Origin of the sequence: Flavisericum labens (assembly GCF_045446075.1) — a bacterium.
Lineage (GTDB): Bacteria > Bacteroidota > Bacteroidia > Flavobacteriales > Flavobacteriaceae > Flavisericum > Flavisericum labens.
Genome location: NZ_JBJJBQ010000001.1, coordinates 158,382 through 176,619, shown reverse-complemented (window position 1 = coordinate 176,619; position 18,238 = coordinate 158,382). Strand labels below are relative to the sequence as shown.

Genomic DNA, 18,238 nt, shown 5'->3' with positions numbered 1-18,238 from the left:
TGCTTTTTATTTCACCTAATATTTTAATGCCATTATTTAATATCCTTATTGTATTTTATTTAACCACTTGCTAAGACTTACAGATTCTAAAAATAAACCTATAGCGTAGGGGACAAAAAACGCAGCAAATTCTTGTTTAGTAATCTCATTATCAAACTTATAATAAGGATAAAAAGCAATAAAAAAAACAGCAAACTTTAACACACTTCCTGCCAAAAATAAAAATCCTAATTGACTTTTATACTTTTCTTTGAGCAAATAAAGGACTCCGAAAATAACAACAATTAATACAAGGTTAACAACATAAGACCAGATTATTCTATTTTCAAATAAGGGAAGTTTACAAAAATATAATAGCGTCAAATGAATTCCAAAAACTATGGCTAAGACGCATGAAGCTTTTAGGATAAAGCTCAAAAAAGGATTGCTCATTAATATTTAATTCTATTCACTTGTTTTATAACTACATAAAGCGAAATGCCAACTCCCAAAAGAGTCATAATGATTGTATAAAGTTTTTCACCGCCATTATAACTGGTATCGAGCCACTTTCCGAAGATTACAAAAAGGTATATAGTAACCCCCATTTGAATTCCTATTCCTGAAAGTACCGCTATGTTTTTAAGCGGTCCTTTCTGCTCCTTGTTGTTGTTTTTGTTTGAGTTGTCCGCCATTATTAGTTTCTTTTACGGCGCCTTTCATAGCACAAGTTACGTTAAAGGTAGCGCCTGGTTCTACGGCTAATTTTCCGGCTATTACCTCGCCTTCAATATGTGCCGAAGATTTTAGTGTTAGTGTTCCGGATAAAGATAGTTTTCCGGAAAACTTTCCTTCAAAATGCGCATCCGTCCCAGTTAAAGTGCCTTTTATAAAACCGGATCTGCCTACAGCAACTTTACCTGCAGTCTTAATATTACCTTCTACAATTCCGTCTATTCTTAAATCGCCTTCGCTATTAATGTCTCCATTAATTTTTGTGCCTTGAGCTATACTGTTTTGGCCTGAACTATTTTCTGTCATTTGCTTGCCTTTTTTGTTTTCAGAGAACATAATTCGTTAAGTTTAATTATTATCGATATTCAAATAAGCATCCAAATTTTTATGAATTTGAATAATTTGATAGTTTGTGGATGACACCACAAAATAGGGGACTTTTATTTTTTTTCTGTCATCATCAGTCAATAACTGATCAAAAGTTTTGGCAACTTGCTCTGTTGTTAAGCCGTGTACCAACACTAATTTTGTATCGGGACCATAAACATCCATCGACGATTTTAAATCGTAATATTTAACATTTTCCAAGACCTCATTTAAAGTTTCTTTAAAAGATCCAACTTGGTCTGCCTCGGTATTTTTAAACTTAAATACTACTTTAAAATTTCCTATAATACTGTCGGTAGCTACAAACTCACTAGAAGCTAAGGTAGGCAAAATTTTAGACTCTATCTTCTGCGCTTCTTTGCCTTCTGGTGTATTGGCATAAGTTACGGCTACGCTATTAATGGCTTTTTTGTAGGCTTCATAGCCATGTAAACGACCCATTGCTGTAGCTTTTAGCAATTCAAACTTTGGAACCACGGGGTCGCCATCAAACTTATTTATGTATTCTTCACTTTTCGAAATCACTTCAGCATATTCCTGATTTAGGTGCTGTGCGTAAAGCAACTCGTATAAACTTCGCGGACTGTTTTCATCATTTTCAGAAACCAAATCTGGGTTGGTTAAAATTAAAGCATACCTTGAGTTGGGGTATTCTGATATTATTTTTTGCTTTGCAATAGCAGCTTCGTCATTTTCACCCAAAGCTTCATAAATTCTAAATAAATTGTATTTTGAAGGCAGCACCAATCGCTCTTCTGGATTACTATTTAACAAGACCTGAAACTTATCTTTTGCCAATTCATACTCTTTGAATTTCTCTTTGTAAATCAACCCAAGTTGATAATATGCATAATTACGCTCTCTTGAAATACTATCAATTTTCTTTTCTTCTGAAGGGATTTTTGAAATGTAAAATTGTGGATCAAAACGCTCATCTTCTGAAGCAGAGGCCAAAACATCATCAACAGAAACGGAAGTGTTACCTCCTCCAGAAATGGCTTTGCTCGACCACCTCCAATTGTCTTCCAGTTTTCTATCACCCCAAATTTTAACAAATTCGTTCTTACCGTATGCCACCGTCGTGGGGTTATAAAAGTAAAAAGTGCTTGCTTGTTGATTGTTCGCCGGGCCAATACGCTGTGTCCCGAGCTGATTGTTTACGGTAATTAATCCGCTGTTACGCTCAGCAGCTTCCTGTGCCTTTTTTTCTTCTTCAGCTTTGGCTTTTAAGTCTTCAACTACAGATTCAAAATACGCCAACTTTTCGGCATCTGAAAAATTTACCAATCTTAAAATACTATCGTTAACCTTTGCCACGGCCTCATAATAAATAACGTCCTCTAAATTGTCGCGTTTACGCTTGATAACTCGGTATGGTTTTGAATTTTCAACCAAACTCCCCATGGTACTATCGTAGTATTTTCCAGCTGTGGCATAAATAGAGGCATCAAAATTCATATCGCCAAGGGTTTCGTAATTCTTGGCGTTTAAAATGTCGTCTTGAGAATCGGTTTGCAATGATTTATTGTAATAAGCCACCGCCAAAGAGTCTGAACCATTTTTCAAATGGTATTCTGCAATTTGATGATAAATACGATCTAAAAATGGACGGTTTTCTCTATTTTCCTCGAGTTCCGTTAATAATTCCGTTAGCTCTAGTTTGTTGCCGTTTTCAAAATCGAAATTTTTAACCTTTTCCAAATAGGCACTTATCATGTAAATTCTTGGCGTTTTTCGATTGAGTTCAATAACCCTATCGAAAGCTATGTTGGCGCTATCTTTCTTTCCCAATTCGTTGTATAGCTGCCCTTGTATAAAACGATATCGACCTCGCTCGTCGTTGCTTTTTGTGGTCTGCGAAGCAGTTTCTAAAAGTGTAATGGCCGTATCGACAACTTTAACATTTAAATAAGCTTGTGCCAAAATGGAAGTGGCATCGGCCAAGTCTTGGCCTTCTATATCTTCCTGTCTTAAAAGGCGCTTTAGGTTTTTAATAGCCAATTCGTTTTTGTCCAGCCTAATATTTGCCTTTTCACGCCAGACTTTGGCTTGGTTAATTTTATCGCTAGCCGGATATTTGTAAAGAATATAATTGAAAGCTTCGAGTGCAGGCACAAAGCGCTGATCGAAATATCTGGCCTTACCCAAGAGCAAATAAGCTTCATCCATTTGTGGGTTTCTCTCTTTGCTATCAATATTCATACTGTGTTTTTGAATAGCTTTCGCGGCCTTTTCTTCTGCTCTATTAAAATTTTCGTTTTTTGATTGCCCAGGCAACACAACATCCTCGAAAATCTGCATGCGCTCTATAGGTAAAACATCCCAGTAGTTATCAAAATAAGCGGCGTTTAGTGTTTGCCTTCCTTCCTCCAAGGCATTGTAACCGTTAAAAAGCGCGTTAAACTCGGCTGTTACGGCATGGTAATTACGGCTTATAAATTTGTCTTTTTTTCTGGAGCAACTTAATGTCAAACCTGTAAAAAGTACAACGACAAATATAGATTTGTAGGATGTTTTCATTCACTTAAAAATTTTTATTCCTAAACATGGAATAAAATAAAATTTTTCTGCATTAATCAACCGCTTCGCTTTCGCACAAAAAATTATATTTCTTATTTTATAATTAAAAAAATAAATTTCTTTGTGCTCATTTCAATGCCGGTATTTTTAGTCTAAATAATAACTGTAAACTCGCTTTATTATTATAATAGAGTGGTAAAAATAAGCATCTTTTTGAATTTAGCTATAAAATGTAAAGACTTTTAAATAAAACGTTTAATTGGTAAAATGTTGCTCTAGTTCTTTTAAAGTGGCTTGATTAGTAACTAAATCTTTTACAATTTCACCTTTTTCTAAAACTACAATACGCTCACACACATCGGTAACATGCAACAAATCGTGGCTAGAAACCAAAACGGTAACGCCTCTCTTTTCGGCCAAATCTTTAATAATTGCTTTCAATCGAATTTGCGTGGTGGGATCAAGATTTGCAAAAGGCTCATCTAAAACTACTACCTCAGGATTTCCAATGAGCGCCCCAACTATGCCCGCTTTCTTTTGGTTGCCTTTACTCAAATCACGCAAATATTTTTTTTGCCCTAGAATTTCGCCATGGAAAAAATCTTCAAACTGAGAAACCAAATTATCAACATCGGCTTTATTTTGCCCTCTTAACTCTCCGATGAAATAAAAATATTCTTCTGGCGTTAAATAGCCAATTAAAAAACTTTCATCGATAAATGCTGAAGTAAAAGGTTTCCAATCTTCACTTTCATTGACTTGAACATTGTTGTTTTTTAGATGCCCTGTTGTTGGCTGAATCAAGTCTAGCAACAAACTAAAATAGGTTGTTTTACCAGCACCGTTGTTGCCCACCAAACCAAAACTTTGCCCTTTAGGAATATCTAAAGACGGTATATTCAAAACTTCCTTGCTGCCGTATTTTTTTGTAAGACTGTTAGTAATGATCATAATTGGATGGATTTAGGTATTTTGGTCAAAAGCACTAATCATTTTGTATTTAGATTTGCGGTATTTAGCTGTAATGGATTTCATTATTTTTTGGTGAATTACAATGCCAATAACGCCTAATACAGATAGAACCAAACAGGCTATTTCGAAATTCATTAAAAAATATACCAAGGCAAAAAGCCCCATTGGAATTAATAACAATGGAATTCCAATTAGCCATTGGACCGCCCCAGTACCTTGATAATTAAAGGCTGCTTTTTGGCTTAAATCAATTTTTTTTCTGTTAAACGAACCGCCATACAAAATAACATGGGTGTTTACCCCAACATTGTAAATAGCGGCCGCAAAATGCGCCAATAGAATTTTCCATCCAAAAAACACATATGGAATACCAAGTACAAACAAAACCAATATACTAGCGGCCATTAATGTGAATTTAGACTTTAAATAGTCTTCGTATTTTATATTCTGGCTCATTAAAAGCTTGTAGTAGCCGCTGTCCCAAGCTGGGATAAATTGCCCAAAATTTATTAAAAATATCCCTGTGGAAAACACCCCAATGAAAACAAAAAACCAAGGCCAGTTTTGGTATTGTTCCTGTGGATAGAAAAATAGGCCGTAAAGCAATCCAATAGCTAAAATCCAAACAGCGGATTTTGTTCGTTTATTACGCCAAATAAGTTTTAGATCCAATTGCAAAAACGGAGCTACATCACCAAAGTTTTTTGTCCACTCTAAATTAGATGCATTAACTTCTTTTACAACAATTTTTAGCCCACCATCTAAAAACATTTTTTGCTTCAAGAGTTTAAAATTAAGCACGTAGCAAAGCGTTAAAACTATAATCAGAACGATAACATAAATTGGGTTTTCATAAACAGAATTAAAAGCCATTCCAAAAATGCTATTTAAGTCTAAAACATTAAAATGGTTCAGTGCGAACATACCTCCAGATAGTAAAATAATGGGCAAAAAAGACAGTTCTGTTTCCGCCGAAAGGCTTTCAACAATAAAGTTGATGAAGTTTAAAATAAAAACAGTTAAAACCAATGCCAGCATCCACGAAAGTACTGAGGTTAAAGGATAGTCATTCATAATTAAGGTTACGCCAAATGGAATAATAGCAAAAAGAGGTAGCACATTAAAAAACGACATGACCGATTTTCCTAAAACGTAATTGACCATCTGGCTTCGTTTTATAGGAAGGGTGAGCATTGGTTTTACGCTCATTACTGGTAGTTTTTGAAAGAAAAAGCGAAGAACCAAATCGAACAAAATCCAGTAAAAAAGAGCATTGTTTACCATTCTTAAAGGGTCTTGTTCAGGATATAATTCTTTTAGTGCAGGATATAGCACAATACCGGTTCCTAAAAAAACCAATAAAAAATAAAGCCCAAAAAAGCCTAAAAGTATTTTTATGGCAACACTTTTACCAAGGCTAGCCGACCTGTAAAATGATTTCCATTCTAAACCTATAAAACGCCCTATCATGCTTTTTTATTGATGCTTTTGTGCAATACCTTGCACTTCCATGCCCCAAGTTTGTCCAAAGGCCATGGCCTTTTGGGTTAGACCAAGTTGTTTTTTGGCCAATTTTCTACCTAAATCTGAGTTGTAAAACGCTGTAAGTTCTTTTATTTCTTGGGGCGTAAATTCAGCCATATAAAGTTCGGCCATTTTATCGTATAATCCGCCTAATGTGCCTTTTGCCTCTTTAACATAGGCTTCTTTTTTATCGGCCGGAACCATGGTTCCTATTTGGTCTATGGCGCTCACAAAAGCATCACCAGCACCCGTAAGTTTTAAGAACTCAACCGTTTCATTTTTATAATCTGAATTGTCCTGTGCTTGTATTTGTATAACGAATGCCACAGAAAGGAAACATACTAGTAATACTTTTTTCATGCTTTTTGTTTTTCTAGTTAAAGTTCTTTGTTTAAATTTAATGTATTGGTGAAGTTTTTCAGCCATTTGTTACAACCAAAGTTAAAATTTACACTTCAACTTCACTATTTTTGCTAAAAATTATTTTTACATGTCATCATTTCACACACTTTCAATAAAAAATATAACTAGAGAAACTGATAAATCTATAAGTATTTCGTTTAATGTACCAGACAATTTAAAAGACACTTTTTCTTTTCAGGCGGGGCAGTACATTACCTTAAAAACTAAAGTTGAGGGCAACGAAGTGCGCCGCGATTACTCATTATGTGCTTCTCCTAAAAGTGGTGAACTTAAAGTGGCTGTAAAAGAGGTGAAAGACGGTACATTTTCATCTTATGCCAATAGTTCTATAAAAGTGGGCGATTCGCTTGAAATAGCACCACCAAAAGGACGTTTTATTTTCACACCCAACGACTCCAAAACAAAAAATATCGCTCTTTTTGCTGCTGGTAGTGGTATCACCCCTATTTTAAGCATAATTAAATGTGCTTTAGAAGAAGAAGTTTATAGCAAGGTTATTTTAGTTTATGGTAATAAAACTGCCGAAGAAACCATGTTTTTTAGTGAGCTTTTAGAGCTACAACATAAGTACAACGAGCGCTTCTCAATTCAGTTCGTATTCAGCCAACGAGATGAGGACGACGATTCCATCTTCGGAAGAATTGAAAAAAGCACCGTTAACTACGTGATGAAAAACAAGCACAAGCACATTGATGTTGACGCTTATTATCTATGTGGCCCCGAAGCAATGATTCACACCGTAAAAGATGTTCTGACTGGCCATGATGTTGACCCAAATAGAATTCATTTTGAATTGTTTAAGGCTGCAAAACCGGCTGATGTAAAGGAGGATACCACTGCTGCCTCCTCTGGAAAAACAACCATCACCATTACCGTTGATGATGAAACCACTACATTTGAAATGGCCCAAAAACAAACTATACTTGAAGCGGCTATCGACGAAGATTTAGATGCGCCCTACTCCTGCCAAGGTGGTATTTGTAGCAGTTGTTTAGCACGTGTTACCGAAGGAGCAGCCACCATGCGCCAAAATAACATTTTAACTGAAAGTGAAGTTGCAGAAGGCTTAATACTAACTTGCCAAGCGCAACCCACAACACCAACCATTTCGGTGGATTATGATGATGTGTAGTTTTTTTGTCAACCTGAACTCGTTTCAGGTTCTATAAGATTCTGAAATAAATTCAGAATGACTCTTTAGTCCTTTTTAGAAATCTTCGACAACTATTTTAAACGATAGACTTAATTTTTGAAACCACAGTTTCAGGAGAAATACTTCTTGAAGCCTCTTTATAGTTTTCTGGATATTTATTACCGTAAACGGAAGTGGGTATTTTTGGAAATTGGTTTCTATCAGCCAAAAGTGAATAATCTTCGGGTTGGTTAAACGGAGCAAATCCGGCATAAGGATGTGTAACGCCCCAAATTGTTATGGTTTTTACACCCAACATGGCAGCTACGTGTGCATTACCAGAATCCATAGAAAGCATCGCGTCGAGGTTTGAAATAACATCCAATTCTTCATCAAGCGTTAATTTTCCAGCTACACTAATTACGTTTTCAAACGTAGCTTCAAAATGGTTTAAAACGGCTATTTCTTTACTTCCGCCACCAAATAAAACCAATTGGTAATCTTTGTTTAAAACTTCAATGACTTCTTTGGTTAAATCCAAAGGGTACATTTTTCCTTCGTGTGCTGCAAATGGAGCAATCCCAATTCGTTTTTTTGAAGTATTTCCAATAACCTCCTTGATTTTTCCACTTAAATCTACCTTCTCTGGGAAATTAGGATTTGATAAATCAACCGGATACCCTAAACCTCCAAAAACATCAGCGTAGCGTTGGTGCGTTGTTTTTAAAGGTTCAAAACGTTTTCCAGAGGTTAGTTTCTTTTTTTCTTTTCGGCCTTTATCAATTGAAATAAAGCGTTTACTCTTTAAAAACTGCTTTAAGATTTTTGTGCGAAGTACATTATGCAAATCGGCGATAACATAAAACTTCTTTTTATTAAGTTCTCGTGCCAATTTATAAAGCCCAAAAAACCCTTTATGCGAACCCTTTAACTCGGCAGCAACCAGTTCAACATTCTCTAAGTGCCTAAAAAAAGGTATAAAAAAAGCCCGAGTTAAAATAGTGATTTTTAACTCGGGATATTGTTGTATTAACGCACGTAAAACGGGAACCGTCATGGCCACATCCCCCATAGCAGAAAGACGGATAACTAAGATGGTTTTTGAGGGTTTTGGCATCTCAACTTATAGAGTAAAGTTCCTGCTTTTACAGGAATTTATTTCTGTGAACGTAATACAGGGTTTAGCTCATCGTCATTATACATTTTCATTTGTTTATAAACCTTCATGTATTTATCACCTTGTTCAATATCGCTCAATAGCGTATCAATAGCTGTTGAAAGATCGACACGTTGCTCCAATAGAACATCCAACTTCTTTTGGCAAGCAGCGCGGTGTACGTCTGAAGCGTCTTCGCGCGTGGCTTCTTCGTTCATGTGGTATATTTTAAGCGCCAAAATAGAGAGCCTATCAATACCCCACGCCGGGCTTTCAGTATTTATAGTTGCCCCGGGTTTGACGGTTACATCTTTGTATTTATCAAGAAAATAGCCGTCAATATACTCCACCATATCGGTTCTGTCTTGATTAGAAGCATCTATTTGTCGCTTCAACGTTAAAGCCGCCACGGGATCTATTTGCGGATCTCTAATAATATCTTCATAGTGCCACTGAACAGTATCAATCCAACATTTTCTGTATAGTAAATGCTCTATTAAATCACTTTCTGGGTAAGCATTTTCAAAAGTTTGGTCCACCGAATTTATAACGTGGTATTTTTCTATTACGTTTTGAAATATTTTGTTTGCCTTATCTGTAAACATGTTCTTGATTTTTTACACCACAAAACTACATAATTTATACAAGACTATTTTGAATTTCGAATTAGTTATGAAGGTTTTAACTAATCTTAAGAATTGTTGTTTGGTTTGATTAACTTTATGAACACAAAATTATTGGCTACAGTACATGAAAATTCACAATTTATCACTTCAAAATTCAGTATTGAACAGGTTTATATCTGAAATTAGAAATGTAAACGTTCAAAATGACCGTATGCGCTTTAGAAGAAATATTGAACGTATTGGTGAAGTTTTAGGTTACGAAATGAGTAAAAACCTAACCTACCATAAAAAAAATATTGAGACTCCTTTAGGAACTTCATCGGTTAATTTACCGGAAAACGACTTGGTTCTATGTTCTATTTTGAGAGCTGGAATGCCATTACACAATGGGCTTTTAAACTATTTTGATATGGCCGATAATGCTTTTATCTCGGCATACCGCCACCACAAAAACACCTCAGATAGTATTGAAATTATTGTCGAGTATGTAGCCTGCCCAAGTTTAGAAGGAAAAACTTTAATTTTAGCCGACCCCATGCTGGCTACCGGACAATCGATGATAGCCACTTTTGAAGCCTTAAAACCCTTTGGTACTCCTAAAAATATTCATTTGGTTAGTGTTATTGGGGCTCAGCCCGGCGTTAATTTTATTGAAAAATATTTTGATTCATACGTACATTTATGGATCGCCACAGTAGACAAAAAGCTTAACGCTAAAGGATATATTATTCCTGGCCTTGGTGATGCTGGCGATTTGGCTTTTGGCGAAAAACTACAGCATTAAAATTACAAATGGCACTAGAAAAAGTACAGCGACAAATATTTCTTTGAACCACTTATCTTCTAGAATTTCAATATAATTTGAAATAACGAGTGCTAGAGGAGCAAATAAAAATAGAAATTCACTTCCATTTTTTTGAGGAGTCAATATTACAAGTAAAAAGCCGACAAAGACTGACAATACAACTACTTTGAACGACGCTCTGTTAGCCTTCTTTTTTTTCTTGATATTTTGAATATAAAAAATTAAAGACCATAACCCAAAAGATGTCAGCATTGTAATACCCACTAAAAACTTTACTGAATTATAACTTGAGAAATCAAAACTCACTTGCATTACATTATTAAGCAACTCGAAATAATTGTTGTACAATAAAATCGAACAGCCAACAGAAATCACAAAAACAGTGGCTACGCCCAAAAATGGAATAATCCAATGCCTAATATTATTTTCGGTGTACAAAATAAGAGAGGCTAAGATTAAAATAAAAAATAAAATAGCCCAAAAATAGAATAAGCAAGCAATAGCCACCCAAAAGGCCGCATCGAAATATTTCTTTTTCAGTTCCCTTTGCGAACGCACACTAATAATTCGTCTAAATGCAAGAAGGATAAAGAAATTAGACAATAAAACCTTAGCGCTGGTCGTGGTTTCGACAATGGTTAAAAAGAATAGACTGAACAACAGAATTTCATAATTGTTCACCTTAGTTAAACTGTGCTTTGCTACAATAAAGTTTAGAAGTAATATAGAGGCATAAGCGATAAATAAGAGCTGTGCTTGCTTAAATATATATGAAGCCGAAATAGTATCGCCATCGGTATATATTCTTGCCATTAAAAACGCCAATAATGTTATGAAAAATACAATAACAAAATTTACAGGTTTAGATTTATTAAAAAAACTTGTTATCATTATCTGTTTTTGTATTTTTGCGTAGTAAATATACTAACTATAAAATGGTTAGTGAACTTTAAACAAACACAAAAATGAAAGATTTCTTTTACGCGATACAGGATTTATTTGTTAATGTCCTTTTTGCGCCTTATGATGCATTAAGAGCACTTGAACTAGAAAGTTGGTTTGGAGCAAATTTCCTTTCTTGGATTTTTCTAATCATAGGCTTTGTTGCCATGGTGTATTGGATGATTCAATTAAAAGGTTTTAATGATAACAATGAAGAAGATAAAAGCATATCTTCTCATTCTTATTTATAAATCAAATCCAATATCTTTACGATAATTCATCTTATCAAAATGTAGTTTTTCTATATTTTGGTAAGATTTTTTTATGGCCTCTTGGTACGTGTTGCCATATGATGTAATGGCCATGACGCGTCCACCTGAAGTTACTATTTTTCCATTTTTTAATTGCGCCCCTGCATGAAAAGCTATGGAACCTTCAATGCTTTTAACACCGGTTATTTCCTTTCCTTTTTCGTAAGCCTCAGGGTAACCACCTGAAACAAGCATAATAGTTGTTGCCGCACGCTCATCAATTTCAATATTTATTTTGTCTAAAGTACCATTGGCCATAGCCTGTAATACCTCAACCAAATCGTTTTTAAGCCTTGGGAACACAACTTCGGTTTCTGGGTCGCCCATACGAACATTATACTCAATTACTTTTGGGTCGTCGTTTTCTACTTTTATCAATCCGATAAACACAAAACCGACATAAGGTAGCTTATCTTTTTTAAATCCGTTTATAGTTGGTTTTACAATGCGTTCTTCAATTTTATTTAAAAATTCATCAGTTGCAAAAGGCACTGGAGAAACAGCTCCCATACCGCCTGTATTTAGTCCTGTATCACCCTCACCAATCCTTTTATAATCTTTAGCCGTTGGCAGGATTTTATAGTTTTCGCCATCAGTCAACACAAAACAACTCAACTCAATACCGTCTAAAAATTCCTCAATTACAACTTTGGTACTGGCTTGTCCAAATTTAGCATCAACCAGCATACTTTTTAGTTCTGCTTTAGCTTCGTCCAGATCATTTAAAATTACCACACCTTTTCCGGCTGCTAATCCATCCGCTTTTAAAACATAAGGAGGTTTTAAAGTTTCTAAAAATGCATAACCCTTTTCTACAGTTTCGGCTGTAAAACTTTCATAAGCGGCCGTTGGAATATTGTGACGATACATGAATTCTTTGGCAAATTCCTTGCTGCCCTCTAATTCTGCGGCTACTTTTTGCGGCCCAATAACCTTAACTTGCTTTAAAGCATCGTCATTTAAAAAATAATCGTGAATGCCTTTTACTAATGGCGCTTCAGGCCCTACCACAACCAATTCTATATTTTCATTCAACACTAATTCCTTTATAGCAACAAAATCTGTCTCGCTAATATTTACATTGGTTGCTATTTCGGCTGTTCCGGAATTTCCTGGAGCTACAAAAAGTTGTTTACATTTTGGACTTTGCGCTATTTTCCATGCAAATGTGTGCTCTCTTCCGCCTGAGCCTAAAATTAAGATGTTCATGTTCTATGTTTTATTAAAACGACAAAAATAATTGCTTTTGAGTAAAGCTACTAATAGATACAAGGTTTTATTTGTTTTTCGCTAAGCTTTAAGCTTAATAACCACATTGCAAACCAAATAATATGCGGATTTTAAGAACGACAGGTTTTCCACTTCCCTAAATAGCTTCCAATTCCATTTGATTAAGTTGAGCTTGTTTCTGGACATTGAATCTTCTGTTTTTCGGTATTGCGACAATACTTCTTTAAGCCCATAAGCCTTTTCTCCTGTCTTCAGTATTTTTAACCAAAGCCCATAATCTTGCCTTTTTCGTATTAGCGGCATATACACCTTACCCAATTCTGTTTGATTGTAAATAGCCGTTAAACACCCTATTTTATTAGAATATAGCATGTCTTGATAGCTTAACACGGGTTCTGCATTTATGATTTTATTCAGTGGTTTTCCTTTACCATCAATTAACTCATAAGATGTATGGGATAAGTTATAGCCATTATCCAACATAAAACCTATATGTTTTTCTAATTTTTCGGACTGCCATTTATCATCGCTGTCTAAAAATGCTATAAAATCGCCTTGCGCTTCTTTGATAGCTTTATTTCTTGAAACTGCTGCACCAGAATTTTCGTTTAACAGAAACACTTTGATACGCTTATCTTCATTTTGAAATTTTGTTATTACACCCACTGTATTGTCAGAAGAACAATCGTCAACCAATAACAATTCCCAATTTTGGTACGTTTGATTTAATACACTGTTTATGGTTTCTGAAATATATTTTTCAGAATTGTAACAGGCCGTAACTATTGAAACAAGATGATTATTGGCTCCCATCAATTTACTTTTGAAATAAAACTTTTCTTCTTCTTTCCTTTGGTGACATTTAGCTTGGTATTTGAACGAATAGCAAAGTGCATATCTGTTTCGAAATAATTTTCAATTTCCTTAACTAAGACATCCTTTTCATCTTCTGATAAATCCGAAGAAATATTAAAAACCAGCTGTCCTTTTTCCTCTTGCAACACCTGATATTCTAAGTTAAGTCCGTACTTTTCCGATAGATTCTTGAAAATATAATAAAAATATAAACTAGGGTACTTGCCTTGAATACCATAAACGGTTTCGCCAATTCTTCCTAAAACATCGGATAAAATACGGTGTTTTTTGCCACATTTACAAGTGGTATTCCGTGGTGCCAGTTTTATATAATCGCCCAACTTATAGCGTATTATAGGAAACGACAGCATGTGCAAATTAGTTACGAGTATTTCGTTATTAACCTCTTCAACAATAACGCCTTCCATGTTTACATGCATATTGCCATCTAAACATTCAAATGCAATAATTCCTGCTTCGGCCGCACCATATTCGCTAATCATTTTAGTGCCAAAAGCCTTTTCGATTTCTGGTTGGTAGTAATCAAATATTTTTTCTGATGTGCCTTTTACCATTCGAATTTTTATAGGTTTAGGCATACTTCCTTCATTTATAGCTTTTGCGGTTTCATAGATACTAGAGGAATAGCCATGGATATATTTGGTGTGTTTAAGTTTTTTTATGAATTTGAACAACTCGGTTTTTGAATACGAAAACACCCTAAACCTATTTTGTAGGGCATCTAAAAATCTTGTTTTCAATCTATATTTCAATGATGGATTGAAGCCCCAAAAATAGCCATTTCTATCCCACGGGTTCACCCCAAAAATGCTATAATTGTGATTGATGACCGTTCTGTTAAAAGAATCGGAATATTCATTTCTTTTAAAAACCAACGACTCACCCGAAGTTCCTGAGGTTTTTGCTTTAAACGTTTTTTGAAATTTAAAATCTGAATGAATTTCAGTATTATATTTTATAAGTTCCTTTTTGGTAATTATAGGGAGTTTCTCTAAATCTGATAACGAACTTATATCGGAAGGTTTGATGCCTTTTTCTTTGAAGACTTTTCGGTAATATTCAGAATGTTGATAAGCAAATTCAACAATATCTTTCAATTTTTTTAGTTGATAATCTTCCAACTGATTTAATGTGTAGACTTGGGAACTTTCTAAAAACCGATAAATCTCTTTTGAAGATGGATTCCTCAAATTTCTTCCTAAAACATAAATCCATTTAAACATCATACTTTAGTTAATAGTTGGTTCCACTTGTGTTTCATTACTTCCCACTGAAACTCTTCTACCAATTTTCGCGCTTTTTGGGTTACGTCTCCAGAGCCATTAATTATTAACTCTTTAATGGTATTTGCCATGGCTTCATAGTCATTGGGGCATACTAAAAATCCATTGATTTTATCTTTTACAATAAATTTAATGCCACCAACATTTGTGGTTACCACTGGCAGGCCTAACGCCATGGCTTCAACAATACTTACAGGCATATTATCAACATTGCTGGTATTTATAAAAATGTTGTATTCCTCAGATTTTTTATGCCATTCTTCTTTTTTTAGAACCCCTGTAAACACAACTGAATCTTCTAATTTCAATTTCTTTACTAGGCTTTTGACATGTTGTAATGTTCCGTCTCGATCTGGTCCAACCATGCATAATTTCGCATTTGGATATTCATTTTTAAGCTCAAGGAGGGTTTTTATAGCCATTTCTGGATTATAAATCTTGGCAAATGATCTAACGTATAGCAGTTTTGGACTTAAAACATCTCTTTTTTTGAATTTATAATCCTCTATTTTTAAAGTATTGGGAATACAAATGGTTTCAAAACCTGCATTTTGAAAAACTTCAGATAAATATTCCGATGGAGCGACATTTATGTAGGCATTTGAAAAAATAGCTTTAGATAATCTAGGTGATTTTTTTATTCTTTCGGGAAGATTTCCGCCATGCAGAATAGGAATATAAGGCTTTTTAAGGCGTTTTAGGATAAAGGCGCACAAATAGGCGTAATAAAAATTTAGGGTGCTGTAAGTGTCTATTAACACCAAACTGGTGGTTTTTCCATGCTTAAAAATGGCAAGAACCATATCAAGCATTCTAACGACCTTATTTAATTTACTTGACGTTGTTATTACCGTATACCCTTCATTTTTTAGGAGTTCACTAAGAGTTTGTAATGTGGTAGGGTACCCTGTTTTGTTAAACAAGTCGTTCCCTATGTATAAAACCTTTGTGTTTTTCATTATGCTTATTGAGTTAATAAGCCTTTTCTTCTCCTTTTAAAGCGTTGGTTAAAGTTTGAATTATGATTTTAATATCCAGCAACAACGACCAGTTTTCAATATAAAAAATATCATATTTCACCCTGTTAATAATGTCTTTGTCTGTTTCAATCTCACCTCTAAAACCACTTGTTTGAGCTAAACCTGTAATACCAGGCTTTACAAAATGCCGCACCATAAATTTATCTATTCTTTGTGCATACATACTAGTATGACTGACCATATGAGGTCTTGGACCCACAACGGACATATCACCAAAAAGCACATTAAAAAACTGTGGAAGCTCATCAATACTTGTTCTTCTAATAAAAGCACCAACCTTCGTTACTCTATGATCTCCTTTTTTAGCTTGATACAAATGGGCATCTTTGTTTGGAGTCATAGAACGAAACTTATAACAATCAAACTCTTGATAATTAAAACCATTTCTAGATTGTTTAAAAAACACAGGGCCCTTCGATTCTATCTTAATGATAATGGCTAATAAAGGGGTTAACCACGATAGAACAAATATTATGATAAAAAGAGCAAAAGTGATATCGAAAATACGCTTAGTCAATTTATTTACTTTATCTTGAATTGGAATAGTTCTTAATGAAAGAATGGGGATATAATCGTAGTATTCGTATTTCAACTTTTTAGTATAGATATCTTTATTGTCAGGAATAAACTTCAACTCCCTAAGATTATTATCCGCAAAATCGATAAGTCTATTTATTTGCTTGTTACTAAGATCGGCAACTGAAAAATAAATTTCGTTAATATCGTTTTCTATAACATAGTTAAAGCATCTTTGAAGGGAAAAATCATTGCTATTTGCTATAAATTGCTTTTCAAACTTATAGCCAAATTCTTGTCTGGTATTGAAAATATTTATAAGCTGCTTGGTTTTTTCAGTATCACCGACAACTATGACTTTTCTGAAATTCCCCCCTAGTGCCGCCCTATATTTTTTTAATAGAAAAAAGAAAAAGAACTTGAAAAAACTAATTGCAGCAAAAACTGTTACCAAATAATTACTTAAAGCTAGCCTACTAATGTTAGGTTGTTTAAAAAATCCTATAAAGGCATATAGAACAACAGAAAAAAAGATAATTTGACGCAGCAGGAGGGTAATAATTTGTATGGCCTTTGTGTATCTATGAACTTCATAGAATTGATTTTTAAATGCTATTATAATCCAAAAAACAATAGCATATGACAGGAACAAATCAATATTGTTCAAATTGATTTCAAACAAGAGTATAGTTCCTCCTATTATACTTAAATCAACTAAATATAAAATGGGTTTTATGAATTTGGAATAACGCCCTTGTTTAAAAGTACTCAACTTTATTTTTTTATGTGTTTAGTAAAATCTTTATGCTCACTTTTAAACAATTCCTCTGCAGATAATGCCTTAAAATAATTATATGTAATGTTCATTCCTTGGGCTCTGTCAATTTTCGGTTCCCAATTTAGTGTTTTTTTTGCTAAACTGATGTCTGGTTGCCGTTGTAATGGGTCGTTTTGCGGAAGTTCCTTATAAATTATTTTTTGATTTGTCCCTGTAAGTTTAATGATTTCTTCGGCAAATTCCTTTATAGTAATTTCGTTCGGGTTACCAATGTTTACAGGAAACACATAATCGCTAAACAACAGCCTGTAAATGCCCTCTACTTGATCGTCAACATAACAAAATGAACGCGTTTGCGAACCATCGCCAAAAACAGTTAAATCCTCGCCACGCAAAGCCTGTCCAATAAATGCCGGAATTACACGACCGTCGTTAAGTCGCATACGAGGCCCATAAGTATTAAATATTCTAACAATGCGAGTATCCAGACCATGAAACCTATGGTATGCCATAGTAATAGATTCTTGAAAACGTTTGGCTTCATCGTAAACCCCTCTTGGCCCAATGGAATTAACATTACCATAATAATCTTCGGTTTGTGGGTGCACCAATGGGTCTCCATATACTTCTGAAGTTGAAGCAATTAAAATACGGGCACTTTTTTCCTTGGCCAAACCCAACAAATTGTGGGTGCCCAAAGAACCTACTTTTAAGGTTTGGATTGGGATTTTTAAATAATCTATAGGGCTGGCTGGCGAGGCAAAGTGTAAGATATAATCTAATTTTCCATCTATTTTTACGAATTCTGTAACGTCGTGTTCTACAAATTCAAAATTAGGATGATTTTCTAAGTGAGCTAGGTTTTTCTTATCACCGGTAATAAAATTATCCATGGCAATAACATTAAAACCCTCCTTAATAAATCTATCGCACAAATGAGATCCCAAAAAACCTGCTCCACCTGTTATAAGAATTTTGTTCATATGAGAAATTTGTTCAAATT

The 18,238-nt window shown here is 34.5% G+C and carries 19 protein-coding genes; 3 read left to right on the top strand and 16 right to left on the bottom strand.

Annotated features, from left to right (window positions below):
* Positions 1-45 precede the first annotated feature (45 nt).
* The 7 genes from ACIEHO_RS00765 to ACIEHO_RS00735 form a co-directional block, all read right to left on the bottom strand.
* On the bottom strand, positions 46-432 hold the full coding sequence (locus ACIEHO_RS00765; protein WP_406967639.1) for a hypothetical protein: 387 nt from the start codon (positions 430-432) through the stop codon (positions 46-48).
* Positions 432-674 (bottom strand): AtpZ/AtpI family protein, encoded by a 243-nt coding sequence (locus tag ACIEHO_RS00760; protein ID WP_406967637.1) that lies wholly within the window; start codon positions 672-674, stop codon positions 432-434. Before ACIEHO_RS00760 ends, ACIEHO_RS00765 begins: the two co-directional genes overlap by 1 nt.
* Complete coding sequence (locus tag ACIEHO_RS00755) at positions 622-1,050, bottom strand: bactofilin family protein (RefSeq protein WP_406967635.1); 429 nt, start codon at positions 1,048-1,050, stop codon at positions 622-624. The genes ACIEHO_RS00760 and ACIEHO_RS00755 overlap by 53 nt, the downstream gene beginning before the upstream one ends.
* Before the next feature lie 12 nt (positions 1,051-1,062).
* Positions 1,063-3,621: a type IX secretion system periplasmic lipoprotein PorW/SprE gene (porW, locus tag ACIEHO_RS00750; protein ID WP_406967633.1), complete on the bottom strand. Its 2,559-nt coding sequence runs from the start codon at positions 3,619-3,621 to the stop codon at positions 1,063-1,065.
* Positions 3,622-3,876: 255 nt separating this feature from the next.
* Positions 3,877-4,572 (bottom strand): ABC transporter ATP-binding protein, encoded by a 696-nt coding sequence (locus tag ACIEHO_RS00745; RefSeq protein WP_406967631.1) that lies wholly within the window; start codon positions 4,570-4,572, stop codon positions 3,877-3,879.
* Positions 4,573-4,584: 12 nt separating this feature from the next.
* A complete protein-coding gene (locus ACIEHO_RS00740) occupies positions 4,585-6,063 on the bottom strand; it encodes a DUF5687 family protein (protein ID WP_406967629.1) in 1,479 nt (492 codons plus the stop codon).
* A 6-nt stretch (positions 6,064-6,069) separates the two neighbouring features.
* Positions 6,070-6,477, bottom strand: coding sequence for a DUF2059 domain-containing protein (locus ACIEHO_RS00735; protein WP_406967627.1), 408 nt, complete (start codon positions 6,475-6,477; stop codon positions 6,070-6,072).
* Between the two features lie 130 nt (positions 6,478-6,607).
* Here ACIEHO_RS00735 and ACIEHO_RS00730 point away from each other — a divergent pair, with 130 nt between their 5' ends.
* Positions 6,608-7,672: a 2Fe-2S iron-sulfur cluster-binding protein gene (locus ACIEHO_RS00730; RefSeq protein WP_406967625.1), complete on the top strand. Its 1,065-nt coding sequence runs from the start codon at positions 6,608-6,610 to the stop codon at positions 7,670-7,672.
* Positions 7,673-7,769: 97 nt separating this feature from the next.
* Here ACIEHO_RS00730 and ACIEHO_RS00725 read toward each other — a convergent pair whose 3' ends face one another.
* Positions 7,770-8,789 (bottom strand): glycosyltransferase family 9 protein, encoded by a 1,020-nt coding sequence (locus ACIEHO_RS00725; protein ID WP_406967623.1) that lies wholly within the window; start codon positions 8,787-8,789, stop codon positions 7,770-7,772.
* Positions 8,790-8,827: 38 nt separating this feature from the next.
* Complete coding sequence (locus ACIEHO_RS00720) at positions 8,828-9,433, bottom strand: DUF4254 domain-containing protein (protein WP_406967621.1); 606 nt, start codon at positions 9,431-9,433, stop codon at positions 8,828-8,830.
* A gap of 145 nt (positions 9,434-9,578) precedes the next feature.
* Between ACIEHO_RS00720 and upp the strand changes: the two genes are divergently transcribed.
* The gene (gene upp, locus ACIEHO_RS00715) at positions 9,579-10,238 is read left to right on the top strand and encodes a uracil phosphoribosyltransferase (protein ID WP_406967619.1); all 660 of its coding nucleotides are present in this window, start codon (positions 9,579-9,581) and stop codon (positions 10,236-10,238) included.
* On the opposite strand, the gene ACIEHO_RS00710 is transcribed toward upp, so the two are convergent.
* Positions 10,227-11,150: a DUF6427 family protein gene (locus ACIEHO_RS00710; RefSeq protein WP_406967617.1), complete on the bottom strand. Its 924-nt coding sequence runs from the start codon at positions 11,148-11,150 to the stop codon at positions 10,227-10,229. The two genes, upp and ACIEHO_RS00710, sit on opposite strands and share 12 nt — an antisense overlap.
* Before the next feature lie 74 nt (positions 11,151-11,224).
* On the opposite strand from ACIEHO_RS00710, the gene ACIEHO_RS00705 reads away from it, so the two are divergent.
* Positions 11,225-11,452 (top strand): DUF6341 family protein, encoded by a 228-nt coding sequence (locus tag ACIEHO_RS00705; RefSeq protein WP_406967615.1) that lies wholly within the window; start codon positions 11,225-11,227, stop codon positions 11,450-11,452.
* Here ACIEHO_RS00705 and purD read toward each other — a convergent pair.
* The 6 genes from purD to ACIEHO_RS00675 form a co-directional block, all read right to left on the bottom strand.
* Entirely contained in the window at positions 11,447-12,721 is a 1,275-nt protein-coding gene (gene purD / locus ACIEHO_RS00700) for a phosphoribosylamine--glycine ligase (protein WP_406967613.1), read from the bottom strand. The two genes, ACIEHO_RS00705 and purD, sit on opposite strands and share 6 nt — an antisense overlap.
* A gap of 81 nt (positions 12,722-12,802) precedes the next feature.
* A complete protein-coding gene (locus ACIEHO_RS00695) occupies positions 12,803-13,555 on the bottom strand; it encodes a glycosyltransferase family 2 protein (RefSeq protein ID WP_406967611.1) in 753 nt (250 codons plus the stop codon).
* Positions 13,555-14,844 carry a phenylacetate--CoA ligase family protein gene (locus ACIEHO_RS00690; RefSeq protein ID WP_406967609.1) on the bottom strand — a complete coding sequence of 430 codons (1,290 nt, stop codon included), beginning with the start codon at positions 14,842-14,844 and terminating at the stop codon, positions 13,555-13,557. The genes ACIEHO_RS00695 and ACIEHO_RS00690 overlap by 1 nt, the downstream gene beginning before the upstream one ends.
* Positions 14,841-15,860 (bottom strand): glycosyltransferase family 4 protein, encoded by a 1,020-nt coding sequence (locus ACIEHO_RS00685; protein ID WP_406967607.1) that lies wholly within the window; start codon positions 15,858-15,860, stop codon positions 14,841-14,843. The genes ACIEHO_RS00690 and ACIEHO_RS00685 overlap by 4 nt, the downstream gene beginning before the upstream one ends.
* Before the next feature lie 13 nt (positions 15,861-15,873).
* Positions 15,874-17,229, bottom strand: a complete 1,356-nt coding sequence (locus tag ACIEHO_RS00680) for an undecaprenyl-phosphate glucose phosphotransferase (RefSeq protein WP_406967605.1) — start codon at positions 17,227-17,229, stop codon at positions 15,874-15,876.
* A 2-nt stretch (positions 17,230-17,231) separates the two neighbouring features.
* Positions 17,232-18,218 (bottom strand): UDP-glucuronic acid decarboxylase family protein, encoded by a 987-nt coding sequence (locus tag ACIEHO_RS00675; protein WP_406967603.1) that lies wholly within the window; start codon positions 18,216-18,218, stop codon positions 17,232-17,234.
* Between the last annotated feature and the right edge of the window lie 20 nt (positions 18,219-18,238).